Source organism: Cupriavidus sp. YR651 (genome assembly GCF_900101625.1).
Classification (GTDB): domain Bacteria; phylum Pseudomonadota; class Gammaproteobacteria; order Burkholderiales; family Burkholderiaceae; genus Cupriavidus.
Window position 1 is genome coordinate 212,137 of sequence record NZ_FMYZ01000006.1, and the last position, 25,058, is coordinate 237,194.

A 25,058-nucleotide genomic window follows, 5' to 3' on the forward strand; every position below is an offset into this window, starting at 1 on the left:
TCATCGGCGATGCGGCGCGGCGTCCTGGGCTTCCTGTTGTCGTGCACGTTGGCGACATCCGCTTACGCGGTGCCGGCGTTCCGGGACGTGCGCGACAACTGGCGCAGCGCCGATATCGTCGTGGTCGATCGTCACGGCGAAACCCTGGCGCGCGTGCGCGACGACTTTCGTGCGCGACGCGGTGACTGGGTGATGCTGGCGGACACGTCGCCCGCGCTGCGCACGGCCATCGTGCTATCCGAAGACAAGCGCTTCTACGCACACAGCGGCGTCGACTGGCAGGGCGTTGCCGCCGCCGCATGGGCCAACGTCTGGAATACGCGCACGCGTGGCGCGTCGACGCTGACGATGCAGCTCGCGGGCCTGCTGGACGACGACTTGCGCGCGGGACGTGGCCGCAGTCTCGGGCAGAAGGTCGGGCAGGTCGTCAGCGCGACGTCGCTGGAGCGCGGGTGGAGCAAAGATCAGATCCTGGAGGCCTACCTGAACCTGGTGCCATTCCGTGGCGAACTGGTGGGGCTCGCGGCGATGTCGCAGACGCTGTTTGGCAAGGTGCCGAGCGGTCTCGATGCGCGGGAATCGGCGGTGGCGGTGGCACTGGTGCGCAGCCCCAATGCCACGGCTGCGCAGGTATCGAAGCGCGCGTGCGGCATCCTGCGCGAGATGAAGCAGCCGCGCGAGTGCGACGGCCTCGATGGCTTCACCACGCTGGCGCTGACCAAGGCATCGTCGACGGCCGCATTGTCGACAGCTGCGTTTGGCGATACGGCAGCGATGCGACGTGGCAACCTCGCACCGCATCTCGCCCGGATCGTGATCGCGCAGACCCGCGACGCCACGCCGGCTGGCAAGCCACTGCCGCAGCGCATCGCGTCGACGCTGGATGCTGACGTGCAGCGCGTGGCGGTCGGCAGCCTCGACCGCCACCTGCGCGAACTGGCCACGCGCAATGTGGAGGACGGCGCCGTCGTCGTCATCGACAACGCCAGCGGCGATGTGCTGGCCTACGTGGGATCGTCGGGCGCGTTGTCATCGGCGGCGCAGGTCGACCATGCCGCCGCGCTTCGGCAGGCGGGCTCCACGCTCAAGCCGTTCCTCTACGAGCAGGCCCTGGAAGAGCGTCGCCTGACGGCGGCGTCGCTGCTCGACGACCGGCCCGTCAACCTGCCAACGGGCGGTGGCCTCTACATTCCGCAGAACTACGATCATCGCTATGCGGGCTGGGTGAGCCTGCGCGCGGCGCTTGGGTCATCGCTCAACGTGCCGGCGGTGCGCACGCTGGTCATGGTCACGCCGCATCGCTTCCATCGGCGGCTGGTGGCGCTTGGCCTGCCGCTGACGCAATCGGGCGACTACTACGGCTACAGCCTCGCGCTCGGTAGCGCCGACGTGTCGCTGTTGTCGCTGACCAATGCCTATCGCGCGTTGGCGAATCAGGGTGCCTATGGGCCGACGCGCGTGCGGCCGGGCGCCGCCGTCGTGACCGGGCAGGCCGTGATGACGCCGGCCGCGAGCTACGTGGTGGGCGACGTGCTGTCAGACCGTCACGCGCGCGCGCGTACCTTCGGCCTCGACAGCCCGCTGACCACGCGGTTCTGGACGGCCGTGAAGACCGGGACCAGCAAGGACATGCGCGACAACTGGTGCATCGGCTGGTCGCAGCGCTATACCGTCGGTGTCTGGGTCGGCAATGCCAGCGGCGCGAGCATGCACGATGTGTCGGGCGTCTCGGGCGCGGCACCGGTGTGGCATGAGGTCATGGAAGCGCTCCATCGCACCACGCCCAGTCGCGCGCCCGCGATGCCGTCTGGCGTGGAGCGCGTGGCGCTGACATTCGCCGACGACCTGGAGCCGGCACGCGAGGAGGTCTTCCTGTCCGGCACGGCGATCGGGCGGATCAGCGTGGGATCGACGCCGCAAGCCGCGTCGGCGGCCGCCATCGCCAGTCCCGCCGATGGCACGATCTTCGCGCTCGATCCGGACATTCCGCCGTCGGCGCAGCGGGTCTGGTTCCACGCCGACGGGTTGACCGGCCAGACTGCGCGCGCGGTGAGCTGGCGCATGGATGGCAAGCCGCTGGGCAAGGGCGGGCAGATCGCGTGGCTGCCGTGGCCGGGACGACACCGCGTGGAGCTGGTCGATGCCGCCGGCAAGGTTGTCGACCACATCGGCATCGAGGTACGGGGCGCCGGCGTGCGCGATGCCGGCCCGCAACGGGTATCGGCGCGCCGCTGAGTGTCAGGGGGCCGGCGGCAGCTTGCGGGCCTTGAGGAAGTCGACGAACACGCGCAGCTTGGGCGGCATCAGTGCACGGCTGGGGTAGTACAGGTAGAAGCCGGCGAACGGCGGCGTCCACGCTTCCAGCACGGGCACGAGTTCGCCGGAAGCCAGCGCGGCCTGGATGTGGTGCGGGAATTCGTAGATCAGGCCGAGCCCGGCCAGCGCCGCCTGATGCAGCATCGACTTGTCGTTGGCGATCAGCGCGGGGCGGGTGTCCACGGTGAACGTCCGTCCGCCGTTCCGCGCGAATTCCCAGCGATAGACGGTGCCGGTGGGGCCGAAGCGATACTGCAGGCAGGCGTGGTCATGCAGCTCGTGCGGGGTCTGCGGCGTGCCGTGGCGCGCCAGGTAGTCGGGTGATGCGGCTACTGTCATCCGCATCGGGCCGGTCACGGGGATGGCCACCATATCCTGCTGCAAGGCCTCGCCCAGCCGCAGGCCGGCGTCGAAGCCCTCGGCGATCAGGTCGATGAACCGGTCGTCGGTGACCAGGTCCACGCAGATCGACGGGTACGCGCGCATGAAGTCCGTGAGGATCGGGCGCAGCGCGATGACGACGGCCGAGTGCGAACTCGTCAGACGCAGCGTGCCCACGGGCATGTCGCGTTGCTGGCGCACATCGTCCGTGGCGGCGTGGATCTCCGCCAGTGCCGGTTCCACGCGCGCGAGCAGGGCGGCGCCGGCTTCGGTCAACCCCACGCGGCGCGTGGTTCGCTGCAGCAGGCGCACGCCGAGCCGGTCTTCCAGGTGACGGATGGTCTGCGATACGGCGGACGGGCTGACGGCCAGCGCGCCGGCGGCGGCCGTGAAGGTGCCCATCCGGGCCACGCAGGCGAAGGCCACCAGCGCTGGCAGCGAATCGGCGTCGATTGTGAAGTCAGGCTTCATGATCCATGCAGCGTAGCACGCTGTTTCCGGGCGCGCCGACTCGGGATACTGATGGGCATCCGGTCGAGGCCGGCCAGTCCGGCCCGATCGCTCTCTCGACCCCGAATCGTTGCATTGCCCCACAGGAGTCTCCACATGACCGCATTGCGCAAACTGGGCCAGGTTGGCCCCGAAGTCTTCCCCCTCGGCCTGGGCTGCATGGGCATGAGCGATTTCTACGGCGCCCGCGACGACGCCGAATCGATCCGCACGATCCACCATGCGCTGGATCGCGGCGTGAACCTGCTGGACACCGCGGACATCTACGGCCCGCACACGAACGAGCAACTGGTGGGTCGGGCGCTGGCCGGCCGTCGCGACAAGGTGGTGCTGGCCACCAAGTTCGGCATGGTGCGCGATCCGGCGAATCCGGCCGCGCGTGGCGTCAACGGCCGCCCCGAGTATGTCCGGGCGGCGTGCGATGCCAGTCTGAAGCGGCTCGGCGTCGACCATATCGACCTCTACTACCAGCACCGCGTGGATCCGCACACGCCGATCGAGGAAACCGTCGGCGCCATGGCGGACCTGGTCCGCGCCGGCAAGGTGCGCTGGATCGGCCTGTCCGAGGCTGGCGCCGATACGATCCGGCGTGCCCATGCCGTCCATCCCGTCACCGCGTTGCAGACGGAGTACTCGCTGTGGACGCGCGATGTGGACGAGAACGGCATCCTGGCCACGTGCGCACAGCTTGGCATCGGATTCGTGCCATACAGCCCGCTGGGGCGTGGCTTCCTGACCGGGGCGATCCGCACGCCGGAGGACTTCGACGCGGACGACTATCGCAAGACCAATCCGCGTTTCATGGGCGACAACTTCACGCGCAACCTGAAGCTGGTGGATGCCGTGCGGGAGCTGGCCAGTGCACGGGGCTGCACGCCGGCACAGCTGGCGCTGGCGTGGGTGCTGGCGCGCGGCGACCATGTGGTGCCGATTCCGGGCACACGCCGCATCGCCAACCTCGACGACAACCTCGGGGCGCTGGAAGTGAAGCTGACCGCGCGCGACATGGCCGACATCGAGGCCGTGTTCCCGGCGGGCGCAGCGGCGGGTACGCGCTATGCGGAGGCGGTGATGGGGCTGCTGTCGCGCTGATCCGGCGCGTTGGCTGGGCGACAATGGCGGTTTTCCACCGCTGCCCGTCGCCCAGATGACCGCTCCGTTCACGCCCCTCGATGCCGCCGCCACGGCGGCTCGCCTGCCTTACCCTGAACTCGCCCGGGCCATCGCGGCCATGCTGGCGGAATTGCGCGATGGCACGGCCATGGCGCCACCGCGCATTGCGCTGCCGGTGGGGGACGCGGCGCAAGGGGAGGGCACGCTGCTGGTGATGCCGGCCTGCAACCGGGATCTCGTGATGACCAAGAACATCACGGTGCATCCGGGCAATCCGCGGCGCGGCCTGCCCAACATCCTGGGTGAGGTGCTGGTTGCCAACGCCCACACCGGTGAGCGCATTGCCATGCTCGACGGTCCGACGGTGACGGGGCGTCGCACGGCGGCGGTGTCGCTGCTGGCGGCGCAATCCTTCGCACCCGTGCCTGATGGCGAACTGCTGATCGTCGGCGCCGGGGTGCAGGCGCAAACCCATCTGGAGGCGTTTGTCGCCGGGCTGCCCGTGCGCAAGGTCTGGTTGCAGTCACGGACCCGCGACAAGGCGGAAGCCCTGGCCACCCATGCCCGCGCGCTCGGGGTCGAGGCGACGGTGATCGACGACGTCGCCGAGGTGCTGCCGCGCGTGTCGATGGTGGTGACCGTGACCTCCAGTCGCGTGCCCGTCCTGCCCGATCTGGATAGCGGCTTGTGGACGGATCGCCATTTCGTGGCCGCGGTCGGCGCGTTTCGGCCCGAGATGTGCGAACTCCCGCCCCGGCTGTGCCAGTCCGCGGCTGCCAGCCAGCGGCTGTTGGCGGACACCCTGTTCGGTATCGAGGACGAGGCGGGGGACCTGCTGCAGGCCGGCATCGACTGGGCCACGGTGCAGCCGTTCGAGACCGCGATCCTGGCGGCTGACGCGTTACGTTCCCGCACGGGCAGCCCACTGGTCTTCAAGAGTGTCGGCTACGCCCTCTGGGACCTGGCGGCCTGCGTCCTGGCCAGTCGGGAGTAATGTTCGCGCGATATTGTCTTCACCCTTCCGGGTGATCTGCCGATCGGAAATGTAGGAGAGAGACCACTCACTATGAGTGGTCTTTTATTTTGCGTACAAAACCGTTGCGCGAAAGCGTCGTTTTACGAGGAAGAATTGGCAGTTTCCGATCCGATTTGTGGGTTAACCCTGCCTTTAGGGCAATTCTTCTACCGACCGGTAACTCGTTTGAATCAGGCCGCGCACGTCACGCAGGATAATGCGTGCCTTGCAGTGGTTGTGATGTAAACGAGGAGTAAGAGGATCTATGACAAAAATCTATAAGAAGATGCTGGTGGCAGGCGCCGCCATGGCGCTCGCAGGCGTCGCCCAGGCACAATCCGCGGGCAGCAACGTTGTGAGCCTGGGTTGGTTCCGTGTGATGCCGATGGGGCATTCGGAAAACCTGACCATCGATTCGGTCGCCGGCCGTCCCACGGGTGGCCTGCAGCGCCCGAACACGGGTGCGACGATCGACACCGCCGACACGGTCGGCCTGGCCTTCAGCCACTATTTCACCGACAACATCTCCGCCGAGTTCGTGGCTGGCATTCCGCCGAAACACGATGTGAGCGGTGACCGTGGCTACGAGAAGTACGGCAAGCTGGGCGAAGTGCGCCAGTGGAGCCCGGCGATCGTGGCCAAGTGGCACTTCTTCGACGCCAAGACCAAGTTCCGCCCGTACGTGGGTATCGGTGTGAACTACACCTGGTTCACCGGCGAAACCGTGACCAACCAGACCTTCGTGCAGAGCGAATTCGGCCCGGGCTCGCATATGACCGCCAGCGCCAAGTCGTCCTGGAACCCGGTGTTCAACGTCGGCGCCAACTACGCCATTACCGATAACTGGTTCCTGGGCCTGTCCGTGTCGTACGTGCCGATTTCCACGACGGCCAACTTCACGACCACGCTGGCCAATGGCGCCACGGTGCAGTCGCACACCAAGATCAAGATCAACCCGGTGGTGACGTTCCTGAGCGTCGGCTACCGCTTCTGACCAGACATCTCCCGCCAGGGCGGGAATGCCTGGGGTCAGGAAACAGGAAAGGGCACCTTCGGGTGCCCTTTCCTATTAGTGCTGCCGCCGTGCTCAGCCTGCGGAGGTCACGGCGGATTTGACCGGATAGCCGGCCCCCTCGATGGCCTGCTGGAGCGCCTGGCGATCGGCGCCGGATTCCACGCTGACCGCCTGCGTCGGCACATCGGCCGTTACACGCGCGGCCGGGTCCACGGCCTGGACGGCACGGGTGATGGCGCCGACACAATGATTGCAGGACATGCCTTCGACCTGAAACTGGATCATCCTAAGACTCCTTGAGAAATAACCGACCAGACTAAGCGGACTGAGCGGATTGAGCGGACTGACAGGCTGTAGTGTGAACCTTCCCATGGTGGGAAGCGCAAGCGGCGGTTTCAGGCGGCCCGACCTTGACCTTCCAATGATGGTAAGGTCCACAGTCAAGTCATCGCTCTCGCAGCTTTCGTGAATACCGTTCCGCCATGTCCAGTGTTCCCTCCGCCCTGACCCCCGCCGAATGGCGCCTGCCCGTGGATGGCATGACCTGCGCGTCATGTGTGCGCCGCGTGGAAAACGCACTGGCCAAGGTGCCCGGCGTGCGTGATGTTGCCGTCAACCTGGCCACCGAGCAGGCCACGCTGCATGCCGACAATGGCGCCGCGCTGACCGCTGCCGCGCAGGCGGTTGCCGATGCCGGCTACGACGTCCCGCGCGACACCATCGACCTCACGATTGCCGACATGACCTGCGCCTCATGTGTCGGCCGCGTGGAGCGGGCGTTGCGCGCCGTACCCGGGGTGTTGGATGCGCAGGTGAACCTGGCGACCGAGCGTGCCAGCGTGACGGTGCTGCGCGGAACCATCGAGGCCGCCGCGCTCGCGGCCGCCGTGTCGGGTGCCGGCTACGCCGCGACACCCGTGACCGCAGCACCGGGTACGGCGGCGCCGGCACCGGTCCACGCGGATTTCTGGTCCGGCCCCTGGCCCGTGGCGATCTCGGCGCTCCTGTCGCTGCCGTTGATCGCGCCGATGGTGCTCGGCTGGTTCGGCATCCACGCGATGTTGCCCGGCTGGGTGCAATGGCTGCTGGCGACGCCCGTGCAGTTCGTGTTCGGCTGGCGCTTCTACAAGGCTGGCTGGAAGGCCGTGCGCGCGGGCGCCGGCAATATGGATTTGCTGGTGGCCCTGGGCACCTCGGCTGCCTATGGCCTGTCGCTGTGGCAGATGGCCGATGCGGGGGAGGCCATGCCGCATCTCTATTTTGAAAGCGCTGCCGTGGTGATCACGCTGGTCCGGCTGGGCAAGTGGCTGGAGACGCGCGCCAAGCGCCAGACCGCCGATGCCATTCGCGCGCTGGCGGCGCTGCGGCCGGACACCGCGCAGGTGCGCCGTAACGGCGTCGAGACCACCGTGCCGCTGGCCAGTGTGCGCGTGGGCGACGAGATCGTGGTGCGGCCGGGCGAGCGCATTCCTGTCGATGCCGAAGTGATCGAGGGTCGCAGCCATGCCGACGAATCGATGCTGACCGGCGAATCGGTGCCGGTGCCGAAGGGCGTGGGCGACCGCCTGACTGGTGGCGCGATCAACTTCGAAGGCCTGCTGGTGGCCCGCACCGTGGCGGTGGGAGCGGAGACGGTCCTCACCCGGATTATCCGGATGGTCGAGCATGCCCAGGCGGCCAAGGCTCCGATCCAGCGGATGGTCGACCAGGTGAGCGCGGTCTTCGTGCCGGTGGTGCTCGTCATCGCGCTGGCCACGTTGCTCGGCTGGGGACTGATCGGCGGCGACTGGACGGCGGCGCTGCTCAATGCCGTCGCGGTGCTGGTGATCGCCTGCCCGTGCGCGCTCGGTCTGGCCACGCCGACGGCCATCATGGCCGGCACGGGAGCGGGAGCCAGGGCGGGCATCCTGATCAAGGACGCCGAGGCGCTCGAAGTGGCACATCGCGTCTCGGTGGTGGCCTTCGACAAAACCGGCACGCTGACCGTGGGCAAGCCCGAGGTGGTGGCGCTGCGTGCCGCCGATGCCACCGACGCAGGCGACGCGCGGCTGCTGGCCCTGCTGGCCGCCTTGCAGGCCGGCAGCGAGCATCCGCTGGCGCGTGCCGTGCTGGCCGCCGCGCAGGCACGCGGCATCGTGGCGCCCGTGGCGAGCGAAGTCCGCGCACTGCCGGGTCGCGGCATTGCCGGCGTGGTGAACGGGCAGGCGCTGCAACTGGGCAGCGAAGGCCTGCGCAACTCGCTCCATGCGGACGCCGGCGCGTTGCAGGCCGACGCGGACCGGTTGCGCCAGGAAGGCCGCACGGTCTCGTGGCTGATCGAAACCTCGCCGCCGCGCGTGGCCGGGCTGGTCGCGTTTGGCGATGCCTTGAAGCCCGGCGCCCCCGATGCCATCGCCCGGTTGCGCGCCGCCGGTATCCGCACCGTGATGCTGACTGGCGACAACGCTGGCGCGGCCGCACGGGTGGGCAAGGCACTGGGGCTCGATGCCGTGCAGGCCGAGGTGTTGCCGGAAGACAAGGCTGCGCGCGTGGCGGCGCTCAAGGACGGTGGCGCCATCGTGGCGATGGTCGGCGACGGCATCAACGACGCCCCTGCGCTCGCGGCGGCCGACGTGGGGATCGCCATGTCGACCGGCACGGACGTCGCCATGCATGCGGCCGGGATTACGCTGATGCGTGGTGACCCGGCGCTGGTGGCCGATGCGCTGAGGGTGTCGCACCGCACCGTGCGCAAGATTCGCCAGAACCTGTTCTGGGCCTTTATTTACAACGTGATTGGGATTCCGCTGGCTGCGGCCGGCCTGCTCAATCCGGTGGTGGCCGGTGCGGCCATGGCGTTCTCCAGCGTCAGCGTGGTCGCCAATGCGCTGCTGCTGCGGCGCTGGCATCCCGCCGCGCCGGCGGCATCCACTCATGAGGGATCGCGATGAATATCGGTGAAGCCGCGGACGCATCGGGTGTGTCCGCCAAGATGATCCGCCACTACGAATCCATCGGCCTGGTGGCGCCGCCGCCGCGCAGCGAGGGTGGATATCGCCGCTACAACGAACGCGCCGTGCACACCTTGCGCTTCGTCCGGCGCGCCCGTAATCTCGGATTCTCGCTTGACGAGATTCGCGGGCTGTTGTCACTGTGGCACGACCGGGCGCGCGCGAGCGCCGACGTCAAGGCGCTGACGCTGAAGCACGTGGCGGACCTGGAGGTGCGCATTGCCGAACTGACCGCCATGCGGGACACGCTGCGTGCGCTGGCCGATGCGTGCAGCGGCGATCACCGGCCCGACTGCCCGATCCTTTCGGATATGGCCAGCGTGGATGGCGACGACCGCGCGTCCTGTCATGACTGAGGTTGGTTGACGTTCGCGGGGGAGGCTGACGGACGCTGAAGGTAGCTGCCGCAGTGCAGCAAAGGCGCGCGTGACGCGCCTGTTTTCCATGACAACAACAAGAAGCAGGCACCCAACGAGGAGACGAGTGGGATGGACGAACCTGTGACTACTGCCGGGCCCGGCACCGGCATGCCCGATACCGCCGCACGCGCGGTAACCACGACCACCATCTTGCCGACCGAATCCCGCCAGCGCATGCGCGACGGCACGGAATTGCTGTTGCGCACGTGGCTGCCAGATTCCCAACGCTATCCCGAGCCGCTTGGCACGTTGCTGCTGGTCCACGGCCTGGCCGAGCATTGCGGCCGCTATTTCCACGTCGCGGATCTCCTTTGCGGGCTGGGCTTGCGCGTGCGCGCGTACGACCTGCGCGGCCACGGGGCCAGCGGCGGCCCGCGCATGGTGGCGCCGCATCCGGATATCTATGTCGACGATCTCGCCGAAATCCACGATGCCGCCGTGCGCCAGTGGAACGAGATGCCGATCGTGCTGGGCCACAGCATGGGCGGCCTGGTCGCGGCACGCTTTGCCACGGGGCGCATACGTCCGATCCGCGCGCTGATCCTGTCGTCGCCCGCGCTGGCGCTGAAGTTGTCGGGCGGCATGATGACGCTGCATCGCGTGCTGCTGGCGCTGGTGCCGCGGCTGCGCGTGCCGAACCCGATCGACGCGCGGCTGCTCTCCCACGATCCCGAGGTGGCGCGCGCCTATCGTACTGATCCGCTCGTGCAGGGCACGATCACTGCCGGCGTGCTGGAGTCCTTTATTCGCGGCATGGCGCAGGCGCAGGCCGATGCGCCGCGGCTGGAGTCGCCCATGCTGATGCTGGTGGCCGGCGCGGATCGCATCGTCGATCCGGCCGGGAGCCGCACCTTCCATGACAGCGCGCCGGAAGACCTGCGCGAGATGATCTGGTTCGAGACCGGATACCACGAGATCTTCAATGAGGCCGAGCCGCTGCGCGGAGAGGTATTCGCCGCACTGTCCGGCTGGCTGGGGCGCCACCTGGAGACTCCGGCAAAGCCCTGACGACGGGCGGGCGCGAGTCGTGCGATGATCTCCGGCATTCCGACAATAAAACCGATGCAGGGGATATGGAGACGTACGACTACATTATCGTGGGGGCGGGCTCGGCCGGCTGTGTGCTGGCCAACCGTCTCACGCAGGACGCCGATGTCAATGTGCTGCTGCTGGAAGCGGGCGGCAAGGACGACTATCACTGGATCCATATCCCGGTCGGCTATCTGTACTGCATCGGCAACCCGCGCACGGACTGGCTGTACCGCACGGCGGCGGAGCCGGGCCTGAACGGCCGGTCGCTCGGCTATCCGCGCGGGCGTGTGCTGGGGGGATCGTCATCGATCAACGGCATGATCTATATGCGCGGCCAGCGCGAGGATTACGACGACTGGGCGCGTCTCTCGGGCGACGATGGCTGGCGCTGGGACAATGTGCTGCCGCTGTTCAGGCGCAGCGAAGATCATTACCGTGGCGCTAACGAATTCCACGGCGCGGGCGGCGAATGGCGCGTGGAAGCGCAACGGCTGCGCTGGGACATCCTGGAGCGCTTCATCGATGCGGCGGAGCAGGCCGGCATACCGCGTACCGATGACTTCAATCGCGGCGACAACTTCGGCGTGGGTTACTTCGAGGTCAACCAGCGGCGCGGCATTCGCTGGAATACCTCCAAGGCGTTCCTGCGCCGCGCGTCCGATCGGTCCAATCTGACGATCGTCACCGGTGCGCAGGTGAGCGCGCTGACGTTCGACGGACCCGACGGGCGCCGCTGCACGGGCGTGCAATACCTGGGCGGCGGCAAGGCGTGCGAGGCCCGCGCGACCGAGGAGGTGATCCTGGCGGCCGGCGCCGTCAACTCGCCGCAGCTGCTGGAATTGTCCGGCATCGGCCAGCCGGATCGGCTGCAATCGCTGGGCATCCGCGTGCGGCATGCGTTGCGGGGCGTGGGCGAGAACCTGCAGGATCACCTGCAGCTGCGCACCGTGGTGAAGGTGGAGGGCGTGCGTACGCTCAATACGCGCGCGTCGAAGTGGTGGGGCAAGCTCGGCATCGGCCTGCAGTACGCCTTCAACCAGAGCGGACCGATGAGCATGGCGCCTTCGCAGCTCGGTGCGTTCGCTCGCAGCGATCCCGGCTACGCGCGGCCCAACCTCGAATATCACGTGCAGCCGCTGTCGCTCGACAAGTTTGGCGATCCGCTGCATGACTTCAACGCCTTCACGGCCAGCGTCTGCAATCTGCGGCCCACGTCGCGCGGCAGCGTGCATATCGACGGTGCCGATTTCCGCCGCGCGCCGGTGATCGCGCCCCACTATCTGTCCACGGACGAAGACCGCAAGGTGGCCGCCGACTCGATCCGGCTGACGCGACGCATCGTCGCATCGCCCGCGCTGGCACCGTACCAGCCGCAGGAATGGCTGCCGGGCGCCGCGTTCGAGACCGACGAGCAACTGGCCGAGGCCGCGGGCGCCATCGGCACGACCATCTTCCACCCCGTGGGAACCTGCCGCATGGGCACGACGGAAGATCCGGACGCCGTGGTGGACAGCCGCCTGCGCGTGCGCGGCATCGCCGGGCTGCGTGTGGTCGATGCATCGGTCATGCCGCTGATCACGTCGGGCAATACCAACTCGCCGACGATCATGATCGCCGAGCGCGCCAGCGACATGATCCGGGCAGACCGCAAGGCACGGCAAACCGCCACCACGGAAGTCGTCCCTGCCGTGCAGCCCGCATAGCGGCCACACCCCGGCCACATCCGGCCGCACGCCAGCGGTGCACGTGGCCGGTGGCGTGTCCGCCGGCGCGCGGATCGGGTACGTTTTGCGCCCGTGCGCGGCGGCTTGCACGCCACTGCGCACGTGTCGGTGCGGGGCGCCACACGGCCTCCGCGTCATGTTGCAAACATGACATCTGGTTCATGTTTCATGATTAGTGCAAACCCCGATGTTTTGCGACGCAACAGGCGCACACAATAGGCGCCGGTATACGGTGCCCGAGCCTGCACATCCAGCGTCTTCCGCGCGCCCGTCATACCTGCGGCAGCCGCGCCGCCCCACACACCTATAACGCGGCAAGCATGGCGACAAAAGCGCCGCAGTTCGAACCATTGTCAGTGCCGGCCAAAATCCGGCATCGCAGCAAGAGGGCGGGCAGGAGACTATGACTCAGGAAACCATCCTGGAAACCAAGAACCTCACGAAGGAATTCAAGGGGTTCACCGCGGTGAGCGACGTTAACCTGCGCGTGCGGCGCGGCTCGATCCATGCATTGATCGGCCCCAACGGCGCGGGCAAGACCACCTGCTTCAACCTGCTCACCAAGTTCCTGGAGCCGACCACCGGCACCATCCTTTTCAACGGCATCGACATCACCCGCGAAAAGCCCGCGCAGATCGCGCGGCGCGGCGTGATCCGCTCGTTCCAGATTTCCGCCGTGTTCCCGCACCTGACCGTGCGCGAGAACGTGCGCATCGGCCTGCAGCGCCAGCTCGGCACCGCGTTCCAGTTCTGGCGCAGCGAGCGTTCGCTCGACGTGCTCAACGACCGCGCGATGGAGCTGCTCGAGCAGGTCGGCCTGACCGAGTTCGCCAACACCGTCACCGTCAACCTGCCGTATGGCCGCAAGCGCGCGCTGGAGATCGCCACCACGCTGGCGATGGAGCCCGAGCTGATGCTGCTGGACGAGCCCACGCAGGGCATGGGCCACGAGGACGTGGACCGCGTCACGCAACTGATCAAGAAGGTCTCGGCCGGCCGCACCATCCTGATGGTGGAGCACAACATGAACGTGGTGTCGTCCATCGCCGACAAGATCACCGTGCTGCAGCGCGGCGCGATCCTGGCCGAAGGGCCGTACGCGGAGGTGTCGAAGGACCCGCGCGTGATGGAAGCCTACATGGGCACGGTTGACGCCGAGCTGCAGGGCGCGCACTGAGGAGCCGGGACATGACGAATACGATTACCCCCGCGCTCGAGATCAAGGACCTGCACGCCTGGTACGGCGAATCGCACATCCTGCATGGCGTGGACCTGACCGTGAACCCCGGCGAGGTGGTCACGCTGCTGGGGCGCAATGGCGCCGGCCGCACCACCACCATGCGCGCGATCATGGGCCTGACTGGCACGCGCAAGGGATCGATCAAGGTCAACGGGCACGAGACCATCGGCCTGCCCACGCACAAGATCGCGCACTACGGCATCGGCTACTGCCCGGAAGAACGGGCGATTTTCTCAAGCCTGTCGTGCGAGGAAAACCTGCTGCTGCCGCCGGTGCTGAAAGGCGCCAACGCGGACAAGGGCATGAGCGAGGCCGACATCTACGAGATGTTCCCGAACCTGGCCGAGCGGCGCCAGAGCCAGGGCACGCGGCTCTCGGGTGGCGAACAGCAGATGCTGGCCGTCGGCCGCATCCTGCGCACGGGTGCCAACCTGCTGCTGCTCGACGAGATTTCCGAAGGCCTGGCGCCAGTGATCGTGCAGGCGCTGGCCCGCATGATCCTGATGCTCAAGAAGAAGGGCTACACGGTGGTGATGGTGGAGCAGAACTTCCGCTTTGCCGCCCCGCTGGCGGACCGCTTCTATGTGATGGAGCACGGCACGATCGTCGAGCGCTTTGCCGCGGCGGAGCTGCAGGCCAAGATGCCGGTGCTGAACGAACTGCTTGGGGTCTGATCCGTGGCGCCGTTCCGGCGCATGGGTCGCATGATTGATGGTGGCAGGAAAGGCTGGCGTGAGACGCCGCCGAAACTCAGGAGACAAAAGATGAAGATGACTCGGCTGGCGGTCGCAGTGGCGGCTACTGTCTTTGGTGCCTTTGCGACGGGCGCATCCGCGCAGGTGTCTGGCGATACCGTGAAGATCGGCTACATCACCGATTTGTCGGGCCTGTACGCCGACATCGACGGCCCGGGGGGCCTGGAAGCGATCAAGATGGCCATCGAGGATCACGGCGGCAAGGTGCTGGGCAAGCCCATCGAACTGCTGTCCGCGGACCACCAGAACAAGGCCGACATCGCCGCCTCCAAGGCACGCGAGTGGATGGACCAGCAGGGCCTGGACGTGCTGATCGGCGGCACCAACTCCGGTACCGCGCTGGCCATGAACAAGGTGGCGCTGGACAAGAAGCGCGTCTACATCAACATCGGCGCCGGCACGGCCCGCCTGACCAACGAAGAGTGCTCGCCGTACACGGTGCACTACGCGTATGACACGGTGGCGCTGGCCAAGGGCACCGGCAGCGCGGTGGTGAAGCAGGGCGGCAAGTCGTGGTTCTTCCTGACCGCCGACTATGCGTTCGGCCACTCGCTGGAGAACGACACCGCCGCGGTGGTGAAGGCCAACGGCGGCACGGTGACCGGTTCCGTGCGTCACCCGCTGTCGGCATCGGACTTCTCGTCGTTCCTGCTGCAGGCCCAATCGTCCAAGGCGCAGATCCTGGGCCTGGCCAACGCCGGCGGCGACACGATCAACTCGATCAAGGCGGCCAAGGAATTTGGCATCACCAAGACGATGAAGATCGCTGGCCTGCTGATGTTCATCAACGATGTCCACAGCCTGGGCCTGAAGAACACCGAAGGCCTGCTGATGACCGACAGCTGGTACTGGGACATGAACGACGACACCCGCAAGTGGGCCAACCGCTATTTCGGCAAGATGAAGAAGATGCCGAGCAGCTTGCAGGCGGCTGACTACTCGGCGGTCTCGACGTACCTGAAGGCGGTGGAAGCCGCCAAGACGGACGATCCGGACAAGGTCATGGTCGAGCTGAAGAAGGCGAAGATCAATGACATCTACGCCAAGAACGGCTACATCCGCCAGGACGGTCGCGGCATCCACGACATGTACCTGATGCAGGTGAAGGCGCCGGCCGATTCGAAGAAGCCGTGGGACTACATGAAGGTCGTTGCGACGGTCCCGGGCGACCAGGCCTTCACGACGGTCGCCGAATCCAAGTGCGCGATGCTGAAGAAGTAAGCAGGCAGAGGAAAGTGCCGTCGGGGATATAGGTTCCGACGGTTGGCTCCCCTTTTTCGCACGCGGCAATCCCGTACACGGAAAAGGGGAGCAGTCACGTAGTGCACAACGGCAATTTGCCATGGACATCTTCGGAATACCCCTTCCCGCCATGCTGTCCCAGCTGCTGCTGGGGCTGGTCAACGGCGCCTTCTACGCGATGCTGAGTCTTGGGCTGGCCGTGATCTTCGGCCTGCTCAACGTGATCAACTTCGCGCACGGCGCGCTCTTCATGCTCGGCGCCCTGCTTGCCTGGGCGGGCATGGAGTACGCCGGGCTGAATTACTGGGTGATGCTGGCGCTCTCGCCGATCATCGTCGGGCTGCTCGGCGTGATCATCGAGAAGACCATGCTGCGCTGGATCTACAAGCTCGATCACATCTACGGCCTGCTGCTCACGCTGGGCATCACGCTGGTGATCGAAGGCGTGTTCCGCTCGATCTACGGCGTGTCCGGGCTGCCGTACTCGCCACCCGATGCGCTGCAAGGCGCCACCGACCTCGGCTTCATGATCCTGCCGAACTACCGCGCATGGGTCGTGGCGGCGTCGCTGGTGGTGTGCTTTGCCACCTGGTTCGTGATCGAGAAAACCAAGCTGGGCGCGTACCTGCGTGCCGGCACCGAGAACCCGAAGATGGTGGAGGCGTTCGGCGTGAACGTGCCACTGATGGTGACGCTGACCTACGGCTTCGGCGTGGCGCTGGCAGCCTTTGCGGGCGTGCTGGCCGCGCCGGTGATCCAGGTGTCGCCGCTGATGGGGCAGAACCTCATCATCGTGGTGTTCGCCGTGGTGGTGATCGGCGGCATGGGCTCCATCATGGGTTCGATCCTGACGGGCCTGGGGCTGGGCGTGATCGAAGGCCTGACCAAGGTGTTCTATCCTGAAGCGTCGGCGACCGTCGTCTTCTTCATCATGGTGATTGTGCTGTTGCTGCGCCCGGCAGGGTTGTTCGGGAGGGAAAAGTGATGAGCGGACAGACCGGACAAACCACGGTGGCGGTTGGCGCCAATCGCGTGAAGGAAGGAACGGGCGTGCAAAAGAAAGTCCTGTATGGCCTGCTGCTGCTGGGCCTGATCGTGGCGCCGATGGCCGGCGCGTACCCGGTGTTCGTGCTCAAGGTCATGTGCTTCGCGCTGTTTGCCTGCGCCTTCAACCTGCTGATCGGCTTCACCGGACTGCTCTCGTTCGGCCACGCGGCCTTTTTCGGCGGCGCGGGCTACGCCGCCGGCCATGCCATGAAGGTCTGGGGTGTGACGCCCGAGATCGGACTGATCCTGGGCACGCTCACGGGTGCGCTGATCGGGTACGTGGTCGGCTCGCTGGCCATCCGCCGGCAGGGCATCTACTTCTCGATGATCACGCTGGCACTGGCGCAGATGCTGTTCTTCATCTGCCTGCAGGCGCCGTTCACCGGTGGCGAGGATGGCCTGCAAGGGATTCCGCGCGGCAAGCTGTTCGGCGTGCTGTCGCTGTCCGATGACCTGACGCTGTACTACGTGGCGCTCGCGATCATCGTCGCCGCGTTTGCGCTGATCGTCCGCACGGTGTACTCGCCGTTCGGCCAGATCCTGAAGGCCATCAAGGAAAACGAGCCGCGCGCGATCTCGCTGGGCTACGACGTGGACCGCTTCAAGCTGCTGGCCTTCGTGCTGTCGGCGGCGCTGTCCGGCCTGGCGGGTTCGATCAAGGCGCTGGTGCTCGGCTTTGGCACGCTGACCGACGTGCACTGGTCGATGTCGGGCTCTGTGATCCTGATGACGCTGGTCGGCGGCCTGGGTACGTTGTCCGGCCCGATCGTCGGCGCGTTCGTGGTCGTTGCGCTGGAGAACAAGCTCGGCGACATCGGATCGTTCCTGGCTTCGACGACCGGCATCAGCTGGTTCAATGCGCTGGGCGAATCGGTGACGATGGTGACGGGCGTGATCTTCGTGATCTGCGTGCTGACTTTCCGGCGTGGCATCATGGGCGAACTCATCGCCCTCACCAGTCGCAAGAAATCGCAATAAGTGGCAAAAACGCGAGTGATGATCCGGCGACATGCCCGATTTTGGGGCTAGGGTTTCTGCTAGCTTGTTTCATACGCACCGCTTCGTTACATTGCATATACGGTTTTCGCAGGTTACTTGGAGGCGGAAGCGAGGAGACGACAGGCGCGCACCCGGTGTCGGGTAGCAGCAGCCAATACAAATAAAAGGCGTTGCCGGGTGATCCCTGGCAGCGCCTTTTTCATTTCCGGGCCCCAATTATTCGGCCCACTTCGGCTTGCTCCATGTAGCGCCGACGCCCGCTCCGGGCGGCGATGACACCCCCTCGTGCCCCGGTCTCGTCCATGCGCTTCCGGCATGACCCCCCGCCAACCCCCGTGCGACAATGCGGCCTCTTTGCCTCCGCCCTGGCAGTCTGGCAGGCCTGACATGTCCACCGATCCATCCCATTCCCCGATTTCCCCTACGGCGCAGCACTGGGTACGCCCCGGTCTGACCACGGATGCCCCGTTGCTCGACGCCTGGCTGATGACCCTTGCGCCGCTGCCGGTGCCGGAAGCCCGCGCGCGGAGGGTCGCGCTGGAGGCGCTTCTGGCGCAGGGCGGTCATGGCCTGTGCCTGATGGTGGGGGAGGGGAAAAGCGATGTCGACGGCACCACATCGGTGCGGGCGCTATTGCCGGTCTCACTTGTCCACAGCTTGTCCACCGGTGGCAGGGCGGCGTTTGCCTCGGAATGGTGGACGACCGCAGCGCTGGGTACGGAGGGCAACGGGGACAAAAAGGGCGACAAGGCGAGCGACTGGCTGTTGGCCAGCTGCGACGTGCTGGCCGACTGGTGCCGTGCGCATGGCATTCGCCACGTGCTGCTGGCGCCAGGGGTGGTGGCCGATGTCGGCACGGTGCCTCCAGGCTTCGTCGCCGGGCCGGATGGGCTCTGGCATCGCAGCCTCGTCCCGGCGCCGAAGATCCTCGGCTGATCGCGGATTCCTCTCCGGGTCGATGACGCCGTCGGCGCGTCACGATCCGCCTGCTTCCTTCTTTTTTCCTTTTCGGTACTTCGCTCCATGGAGTTCGTTTTTCTCGCCGCCGCCGCTTTCCTCGCGGGCATGATCGATGCCGTCGCGGGCGGAGGTGGACTGGTACAGATCCCCGCGCTGTTCTCGACCTATCCGAATATGTCCCCGGCCACGCTGATCGGCACCACCAAGGTGGCGTCACTGGCGGGGACCAGCAACGCGGCGCTGCGCTATGCCCGCAGCGTACGGATCTACTGGGGCGCCACGGCGCCGGCGATGATCGCGGCCTTTGCGCTGTCGATGGCGGGTGCCTGGACGCTGACGAAGATTCCCGCCGAGCCGCTGCGCAAGGCGTTGCCGTTCGTGCTGTTGGTGCTGCTGGCCTACACGGTGGCGAAGAAGGACCTGGGCGCCGCGCATGCGCCTACATTGTCGGGTGGCCGCGAACGTGCCGCGGCGTTGCTGGCTGGAGCGGCCATCGGCTTCTACGACGGCGTCTTTGGGCCCGGCACCGGCAGCTTCCTGATGATCGTCTTCGTGCGAGTGTTCGGATACGACTTCCTGCACGCGTCGGCCTCCGCGAAAGTGGTGAACCTCGCGACCAACCTGGCGGCATTGTTGCTGCTGGCTGCCAAGGGTCACGTCTGGTGGCAGTTGGGGCTGGTCATGGCGGTTGCCAACGTGGCGGGCAGTCAGGTTGGCAGCAAGCTGGCACTGCGCCACGGCAGCCGTTTCGTGCGGAAGGCGTTTATCGCCGTCGTCAGCGCGCTGATCGTCAAGACCGCCTACGACGCCTTCCTCAAGTAGAGCTTGGTTCAAAAAGATCCTGGCGTCGTTGCGCGGCCTTGCCGTACTAGTTGTACTGTCTGCGGCCGCACGCCTAGCCATGACCGCTTCGCTTCATTTTGAACCAACCTCTTAGGGCAGACCTCATGCCCCGCGCCCCGCAAACCTCCGCCGCGACCCGGACTGTTGCGCCTGCGCTGCTGCGGGTTAATCCCGCCTTTTCCTGCGAAATCGCTGTGTTAGACTCGATTCGCATTCCCGACCGTACGGTCGGGTAATGCTGCTGCGCAATCCGGGGGTAAGAAGCGCAGGACGGGAAAAAAAGCGGGACGAACTTCGACGTTCCCAACATTGATGCGGACGCCAGCGATGCATCCGCCAGAGAGCCCGGACAACGGGCCGAAATAAAAACTGAGGGCATCCGCCGGCCGGAAGCCGACGGATGCCTTTTTCCGTTTTTGGAACCGAAGGAGAGGACATGACATTCAAGCGCGCCAGCCTCCTGGCCCTTGCAGCCGCCAGCCTGTTTGCAGGTGCGGCCAGTGCCCAGGTAAAGGTGGGGGTCACGGTATCGGCCACGGGGCCGGCTGCCTCGCTCGGCATTCCCGAGAAGAACACCTTCACGCTGCTGCCGAAGGAAATCGCGGGCAAGAAGATCGAGTACATCGTGCTTGACGATGCCACCGACACGACCACCGCGGTCAAGAACACGCGCAAGCTGATCAGCGAAGACAAGGTCGACGTGGTGGTGGGTTCCACGGTCACGCCGAACTCGTTGTCCATGGTCGACATCGCCGCCGAGAGTGAGACTCCGATGATCTCGATGGCCGCCTCGGCCCGCATCATCGAGCCGATGGATGCCAAGCGGGCCTGGGTCTTCAAGACGCCGCAGAATGACTCGCACATGGCAACCGCTCTTGCAGAGCACATGACCAGCAACAACGTGAAGACGGTGGCATTCATCGGCTTTGCGGATGCGTACGGCGACAGTTGGGCGCAGGAATTCGCCAAGGTGGCGGAGATGCGCAAGATCAAGGTCGTCGCCAACGAGCGCTTTGCGCGCACCGACAACTCGGTCACTGGCCAGGTGCTCAAGATGATGGGCGCGAATGCCGACGCCGTGCTGATCGCAGGATCGGGTACGCCTGCTGCGCTGCCGGCCAAGACGCTCAAGGAGCGGGGCTACAAGGGCAAGATCTACCAGACGCATGGCGTGGCCAACCCGGATTTCCTGCGCGTGTGCGGCAAGGATTGCGAAGGCACCTATCTGCCTGCCGGCCCGCTGCTGGTGGCGGAGCAACTGCCTGACAGCAACCCGGTCAAGAAGCCGGCCATGATCTACAAGACCGCCTACGAGAAGGCCTTCGGTGGCCAGGTGTCGACATTCGGTGGCCATGCGTGGGACGCCGGCCTGCTGCTGCAGAACGCGATTCCGGAAGCGCTGAAGAAGGGCCAGCCCGGCACCAAGGAGTTTCGCAAGGCCTTGCGCGATGCGCTGGAGCAGACGAAGAACCTGCCGGTGTCGCACGGCATCATCAACATGAGCGCCACCGACCACCTCGGCATGGACCAGCGCGCACGCGTGATGGTGCAAATCGTCGACGGCAAGTGGAAGCTGCAGAAGTAAGTCGGCACCTGACCGACGGCAGGGAGCAAGTCGCGGGGGCACAGCAGCAACGAAGGGCGCATGGGCAACCATGCGCTTTTTTTTGCCTGCGGCAGCCGGCGTGACGACTATGTTTAAGGGAACGCCGACGTCAGTCCGCTGACGCTGCCGACCCATCCATGACTCGGGGAGACAATGGACCTCTCGATTGCGGCCATTCTGGCGCAGGACGGCATCACCTCCGGCGCGATCTACGCGCTGCTCGCACTGGCACTGGTGCTGGTGTTTTCGGTGACGCGCGTCATCTTTATTCCCCAGGGCGAGTTCGTGGCCTACGGGGCCCTGACGCTGGCCGCGATGCAGGCCGGCCATGCGCCGCAGACCACATGGCTGCTGCTGGCGATGGGCGTGCTGACATTTCTCTATGAATGCGTGGCCGTCCTGCGCAGCGCGGAGTTGCGTCGCACGGCGCCGCGTCGGATAGCCGTGCTGGCCGGCAAGTACCTCGTGTTTCCCGGGGTCGTCCATCTGATCGTGCAGCAGTACGGCGGTCAGCCGTTGCCGATGCTGGCACAGATCGCGCTGACGCTGCTCATCGTGATCCCGCTCGGGCCGATGCTCTACCGGCTGGCGTATCAGCCGCTGGCGGAGGCGAGCACGCTCGTGCTGCTGATCGTCTCGGTGGGCGTGCATTTCGCGCTCGTGGGCCTGGGCCTGGTGATGTTCGGTGCGGAAGGCTCGCGGACCACGGCGTTTTCCGATGCGCGCTTCGATGTGGGCAGTCTCAGCATTTCCGGGCAGAGCCTCTGGGTGGTGGGTGTGTCCGCGCTGCTGATCGTCGCGTTGTACTTCTATTTCGAACGCACGCTGCAGGGCAAGGCACTGCGCGCGACCGCAGTAAACCGGCTTGGCGCGCGGCTGGTGGGCATCGGCACCACGCAGGCGGGACGACTCTCCTTCACGCTGGCCGCCGCGATGGGCGCGCTGTGCGGCATCCTGATCGCGCCGTTGACCACCGTGTACTACGAGTCCGGCTTCCTGGTGGGGCTCAAGGGCTTCGTGGGGGCCATCGTCGGAGGACTGGTGAGCTATCCGGTCGCCGCGCTCGGTGCGCTGCTGGTGGGTCTGCTCGAATCCTATTCGTCCTTCTGGGCCAGCGCGTTCAAGGAGGTCATCGTATTCACCCTGATCATCCCGGTGCTGTTGTGGCGCTCGCTCACGAGCAAGCATGTCGAGGAAGAGGAGTAAGCCATGACGATGCTGACCGACAAGCAGGTGAACGAGGCGGCTCCGTCCTCCAGCGCGCGTACGACCAACGTCGCGCGCAATCGCGTGCTGACGCTGGCGTTCGTGATCGTGCTGGCGCTGCTGCCCGTGCTGCCGACGCCGGAGTTCTGGATCACGCTGGGCAACTACATCGGCCTCTACAGCATCGTGGCGATCGGCCTCGTGCTGCTGACGGGCGTGGGCGGGATGACGTCGTTCGGGCAGGCTGCGTTCGTGGGCCTGGGTGCGTATAGCACGGCGTATCTGACTACGCAGTTCGGACTGTCGCCGTGGTTCGGGCTGCTGGTCGGGCTGGTGATCACGATGGCGTCCGCGTATGTGATCGGGCTGATCACCATGCGCATGTCTGGCCACTACCTGCCACTGGCGACGATTGCGTGGGGACTCTCGCTGTTCTTCCTGTTCGGCAACCTCGAGTTCGTCGGCAAGTACGACGGCCTGAACGGAATTCCGGTGTTGTCGTTCTTCGGCGCCGAACTGCAGTCCGGGCGATCGATGTTCTACCTGATCTGGGCGGTGGTGCTGCTCGCGGTGCTGGCGATGCAGAACCTGCTGAACTCGCGTCCCGGCCGTGCCATCCGCGCGCTCAAGGGTGGCGGAACCATGGCGGAAGCGATGGGCGTGAACACGGCCTGGATGAAGGTCGTGATCTTCGTCGTCGCCGCGGTGCTCGCCTGCATCTCGGGCTTCCTTTACGCGCACCTGCAGCGCGCGGTCAATCCCACGCCATTCGGTCTGAACTATGGAATCGAGTATCTGTTCATGGCCGTGGTGGGCGGCATTGGCCATGTGTGGGGCGCGGTGCTGGGCGCCGGGATCCTCACGATCCTCAAGGACGTGCTGCAGGGACTGCTCCCCAAGCTGCTCGGCTCGACCGGCAATTTCGAGATCATCGTCTTTGGCGTGCTGATGGTACTGCTGTTGCAGTACGCGCGCGATGGGATCTGGCCGTTCCTGCGCAGGCTGTTTCCGTCCGGCCCGTCCGTGATCGCCCCCGACGACGCCGCACCGCTGCCTGTGCGGCAGAAGCCCGATGCCGGGGAGCTCATTCTGGATGTGCGGGCCGCGCGCAAGCAGTTCGGCGGGCTCGTGGCCGTCAACGATGTCAGCTTCCAGGTGCGCGCGGGCGAGATCATCGGCCTGATCGGTCCGAACGGCGCCGGCAAGTCCACCACGTTCAACCTGGTCACGGGTGTGCTGCCGCTGACGCGCGGTGAAGTGCGCTATCGCGGCGAGGTGATCTCCGGCCTGCCGTCGCGCGAGATCGTGAAGCGCGGTGTCGGACGTACCTTCCAGCATGTGCATCTGCTGCCAACGATGTCGGTGCTGGAGAACGTGGCCATCGGTGCCCACCTGCGCGGCGACTTTCGTGCCCAGGGCGGCGTGTCCGCGGCGATCCTGCGCATGAACAAGGTCGAGGAACAGAAGCTGCTGTTCGAGGCCAAGCGGCAACTCGAGCGCGTGGGCCTGGGCGACTGCATGTACATGGAGGCAGGCAGCCTCGCGCTCGGCCAGCAGCGCATCCTGGAGATCGCCCGCGCGCTGTGCTGCGACCCCGCGTTGCTGCTGCTGGACGAACCAGCGGCAGGCCTGCGATACAAGGAAAAGCAGGCGCTGGCCGAGTTGCTGAAGAAGCTGAAGGGCGAGGGCATGAGTGTGCTGCTGGTCGAGCATGACATGGACTTCGTGATGAACCTGACGGATCGCCTCGTGGTGATGGAGTTCGGGACGCGCATCGCCGAGGGTGTGCCGGAAGACGTGCAGAAGAACCCGGCTGTGTTGGAAGCCTATCTGGGCGGCGTCGAGTGAGGGATGAGATGAGTCTGATTCTTGAGGTGAATGACCTGCACGTCCGCTATGGGAAGGTGGAGGCCGTGCACGGCGCCAATCTCAAAGTGGAGGCGGGCAGGATCGTGACCGTGATTGGCCCCAACGGCGCGGGCAAATCGACGATGCTCAACGCGATCATGGGCGCGCTGCCCGTGAACGGTTCATCGAGCGGCGGGGTGCGCTACCTGGGTCACGACATGGCGGGTATCCCGGTGGAGGGACGCGTCGCGCGCGGCATGTGCCTCGTGCCGGAGAAGCGCGAGCTCTTCGCGTCGATGACCGTCGAGGACAACCTGCTGCTGGGCGCATTCCGTCGCAAGAAGGCAGGGGAGCGCAACTACCTGGACCAGATGGACGTGGTGTACGAACTGTTTCCGCGCCTGAAGGAACGCGCGAAGCAGGACGCTGGCACGCTGTCCGGCGGCGAGCGCCAGATGCTGGCCGTTGGCCGCGCGCTGATGGCCAAACCGCAACTGCTGATGCTGGATGAGCCGAGCCTGGGGCTGGCACCGCTGATCGTGAAGGAAATATTCCACATCATCCACAACCTGCGGCAGACCGGCGTGGCGACGCTGCTGATCGAGCAGAACGCGCGCGCGGCGTTGCAGGTGGCCGACTATGCGTACGTGATCGAGACCGGCGATATGGCGATGGAGGGGCCCGCGTCCGAACTGGCGAGCAATCCGAAGGTGATCGAGACCTACCTGGGGTTGGCGAAGAAGGCCGCCTGAGCCGCGCAAACGGCTTCCCGCAGCATGGATACCCGGCTTCGGCCG

At 66.2% G+C, this 25,058-nt stretch carries 21 protein-coding genes; 19 read left to right on the top strand and 2 right to left on the bottom strand.

Translation table 11 applies throughout. The annotated features are described in order from the left end of the window. The first annotated feature begins 9 nt into the window (after positions 1-9). Positions 10-2,235, top strand: a complete 2,226-nt coding sequence (gene pbpC / locus BLR29_RS18245) for a penicillin-binding protein 1C (RefSeq protein WP_092138438.1) — start codon at positions 10-12, stop codon at positions 2,233-2,235. Between the two features lie 3 nt (positions 2,236-2,238). Here pbpC and BLR29_RS18250 read toward each other — a convergent pair whose 3' ends face one another. Then, positions 2,239-3,168, bottom strand: a complete 930-nt coding sequence (locus BLR29_RS18250; protein WP_092138439.1) for a LysR family transcriptional regulator — start codon at positions 3,166-3,168, stop codon at positions 2,239-2,241. 135 nt (positions 3,169-3,303) lie between these two features. Here BLR29_RS18250 and BLR29_RS18255 point away from each other — a divergent pair, with 135 nt between their 5' ends. The 3 genes from BLR29_RS18255 (at position 3,304) to BLR29_RS18265 (ending at position 6,329) form a co-directional block, all read left to right on the top strand. Then, complete coding sequence (locus BLR29_RS18255) at positions 3,304-4,299, top strand: aldo/keto reductase (RefSeq protein ID WP_092138440.1); 996 nt, start codon at positions 3,304-3,306, stop codon at positions 4,297-4,299. Positions 4,300-4,354: 55 nt separating this feature from the next. Next, positions 4,355-5,314, top strand: a complete 960-nt coding sequence (locus BLR29_RS18260) for a delta(1)-pyrroline-2-carboxylate reductase family protein (RefSeq protein WP_092138441.1) — start codon at positions 4,355-4,357, stop codon at positions 5,312-5,314. 286 nt (positions 5,315-5,600) lie between these two features. Then, on the top strand, positions 5,601-6,329 hold the full coding sequence (locus tag BLR29_RS18265; RefSeq protein WP_092138442.1) for an OmpW/AlkL family protein: 729 nt from the start codon (positions 5,601-5,603) through the stop codon (positions 6,327-6,329). A 93-nt stretch (positions 6,330-6,422) separates the two neighbouring features. On the opposite strand, the gene BLR29_RS18270 is transcribed toward BLR29_RS18265, so the two are convergent. Then, positions 6,423-6,635, bottom strand: a complete 213-nt coding sequence (locus tag BLR29_RS18270; protein WP_092138443.1) for a heavy-metal-associated domain-containing protein — start codon at positions 6,633-6,635, stop codon at positions 6,423-6,425. Between the two features lie 197 nt (positions 6,636-6,832). Between BLR29_RS18270 and BLR29_RS18275 the strand changes: the two genes are divergently transcribed. The 15 genes from BLR29_RS18275 to BLR29_RS18345 all read left to right on the top strand — a co-directional run bounded on the left by BLR29_RS18275 (position 6,833) and on the right by BLR29_RS18345 (position 25,013). After that, positions 6,833-9,280 carry a heavy metal translocating P-type ATPase gene (locus tag BLR29_RS18275; RefSeq protein ID WP_092138444.1) on the top strand — a complete coding sequence of 816 codons (2,448 nt, stop codon included), beginning with the start codon at positions 6,833-6,835 and terminating at the stop codon, positions 9,278-9,280. Next, a complete protein-coding gene (gene cueR / locus BLR29_RS18280; protein WP_092138445.1) occupies positions 9,277-9,696 on the top strand; it encodes a Cu(I)-responsive transcriptional regulator in 420 nt (139 codons plus the stop codon). The genes BLR29_RS18275 and cueR overlap by 4 nt, the downstream gene beginning before the upstream one ends. A gap of 132 nt (positions 9,697-9,828) precedes the next feature. Beyond that, positions 9,829-10,767, top strand: a complete 939-nt coding sequence (locus BLR29_RS18285) for an alpha/beta hydrolase (RefSeq protein ID WP_092138446.1) — start codon at positions 9,829-9,831, stop codon at positions 10,765-10,767. A 65-nt stretch (positions 10,768-10,832) separates the two neighbouring features. Next, positions 10,833-12,494, top strand: coding sequence for a GMC family oxidoreductase (locus BLR29_RS18290; protein ID WP_092138447.1), 1,662 nt, complete (start codon positions 10,833-10,835; stop codon positions 12,492-12,494). 424 nt (positions 12,495-12,918) lie between these two features. After that, positions 12,919-13,692, top strand: coding sequence for an ABC transporter ATP-binding protein (locus tag BLR29_RS18295; RefSeq protein WP_092138448.1), 774 nt, complete (start codon positions 12,919-12,921; stop codon positions 13,690-13,692). 11 nt (positions 13,693-13,703) lie between these two features. Then, on the top strand, positions 13,704-14,429 hold the full coding sequence (locus BLR29_RS18300; protein ID WP_092138449.1) for an ABC transporter ATP-binding protein: 726 nt from the start codon (positions 13,704-13,706) through the stop codon (positions 14,427-14,429). 90 nt (positions 14,430-14,519) lie between these two features. Beyond that, a complete protein-coding gene (locus BLR29_RS18305; protein ID WP_092138450.1) occupies positions 14,520-15,731 on the top strand; it encodes an ABC transporter substrate-binding protein in 1,212 nt (403 codons plus the stop codon). Between the two features lie 121 nt (positions 15,732-15,852). Further along, the gene (locus tag BLR29_RS18310; RefSeq protein WP_092138451.1) at positions 15,853-16,737 is read left to right on the top strand and encodes a branched-chain amino acid ABC transporter permease; all 885 of its coding nucleotides are present in this window, start codon (positions 15,853-15,855) and stop codon (positions 16,735-16,737) included. Then, positions 16,737-17,777 carry a branched-chain amino acid ABC transporter permease gene (locus BLR29_RS18315; protein ID WP_092138452.1) on the top strand — a complete coding sequence of 347 codons (1,041 nt, stop codon included), beginning with the start codon at positions 16,737-16,739 and terminating at the stop codon, positions 17,775-17,777. Before BLR29_RS18310 ends, BLR29_RS18315 begins: the two co-directional genes overlap by 1 nt. Positions 17,778-18,185: 408 nt before the next feature. Next, a complete protein-coding gene (locus BLR29_RS18320; protein WP_143018476.1) occupies positions 18,186-18,734 on the top strand; it encodes a hypothetical protein in 549 nt (182 codons plus the stop codon). A gap of 87 nt (positions 18,735-18,821) precedes the next feature. After that, the gene (locus BLR29_RS18325) at positions 18,822-19,580 is read left to right on the top strand and encodes a sulfite exporter TauE/SafE family protein (protein ID WP_092138454.1); all 759 of its coding nucleotides are present in this window, start codon (positions 18,822-18,824) and stop codon (positions 19,578-19,580) included. A 457-nt stretch (positions 19,581-20,037) separates the two neighbouring features. Continuing rightward, positions 20,038-21,186: an ABC transporter substrate-binding protein gene (locus BLR29_RS18330; RefSeq protein ID WP_092138455.1), complete on the top strand. Its 1,149-nt coding sequence runs from the start codon at positions 20,038-20,040 to the stop codon at positions 21,184-21,186. Between the two features lie 174 nt (positions 21,187-21,360). Next, entirely contained in the window at positions 21,361-22,413 is a 1,053-nt protein-coding gene (locus BLR29_RS18335) for a branched-chain amino acid ABC transporter permease (protein WP_092138456.1), read from the top strand. A 3-nt stretch (positions 22,414-22,416) separates the two neighbouring features. Beyond that, positions 22,417-24,261, top strand: coding sequence for a branched-chain amino acid ABC transporter ATP-binding protein/permease (locus tag BLR29_RS18340; RefSeq protein ID WP_092138457.1), 1,845 nt, complete (start codon positions 22,417-22,419; stop codon positions 24,259-24,261). An 8-nt stretch (positions 24,262-24,269) separates the two neighbouring features. Further along, positions 24,270-25,013, top strand: a complete 744-nt coding sequence (locus tag BLR29_RS18345) for an ABC transporter ATP-binding protein (protein ID WP_092138458.1) — start codon at positions 24,270-24,272, stop codon at positions 25,011-25,013. The last annotated feature ends 45 nt before the right edge of the window (positions 25,014-25,058 follow it).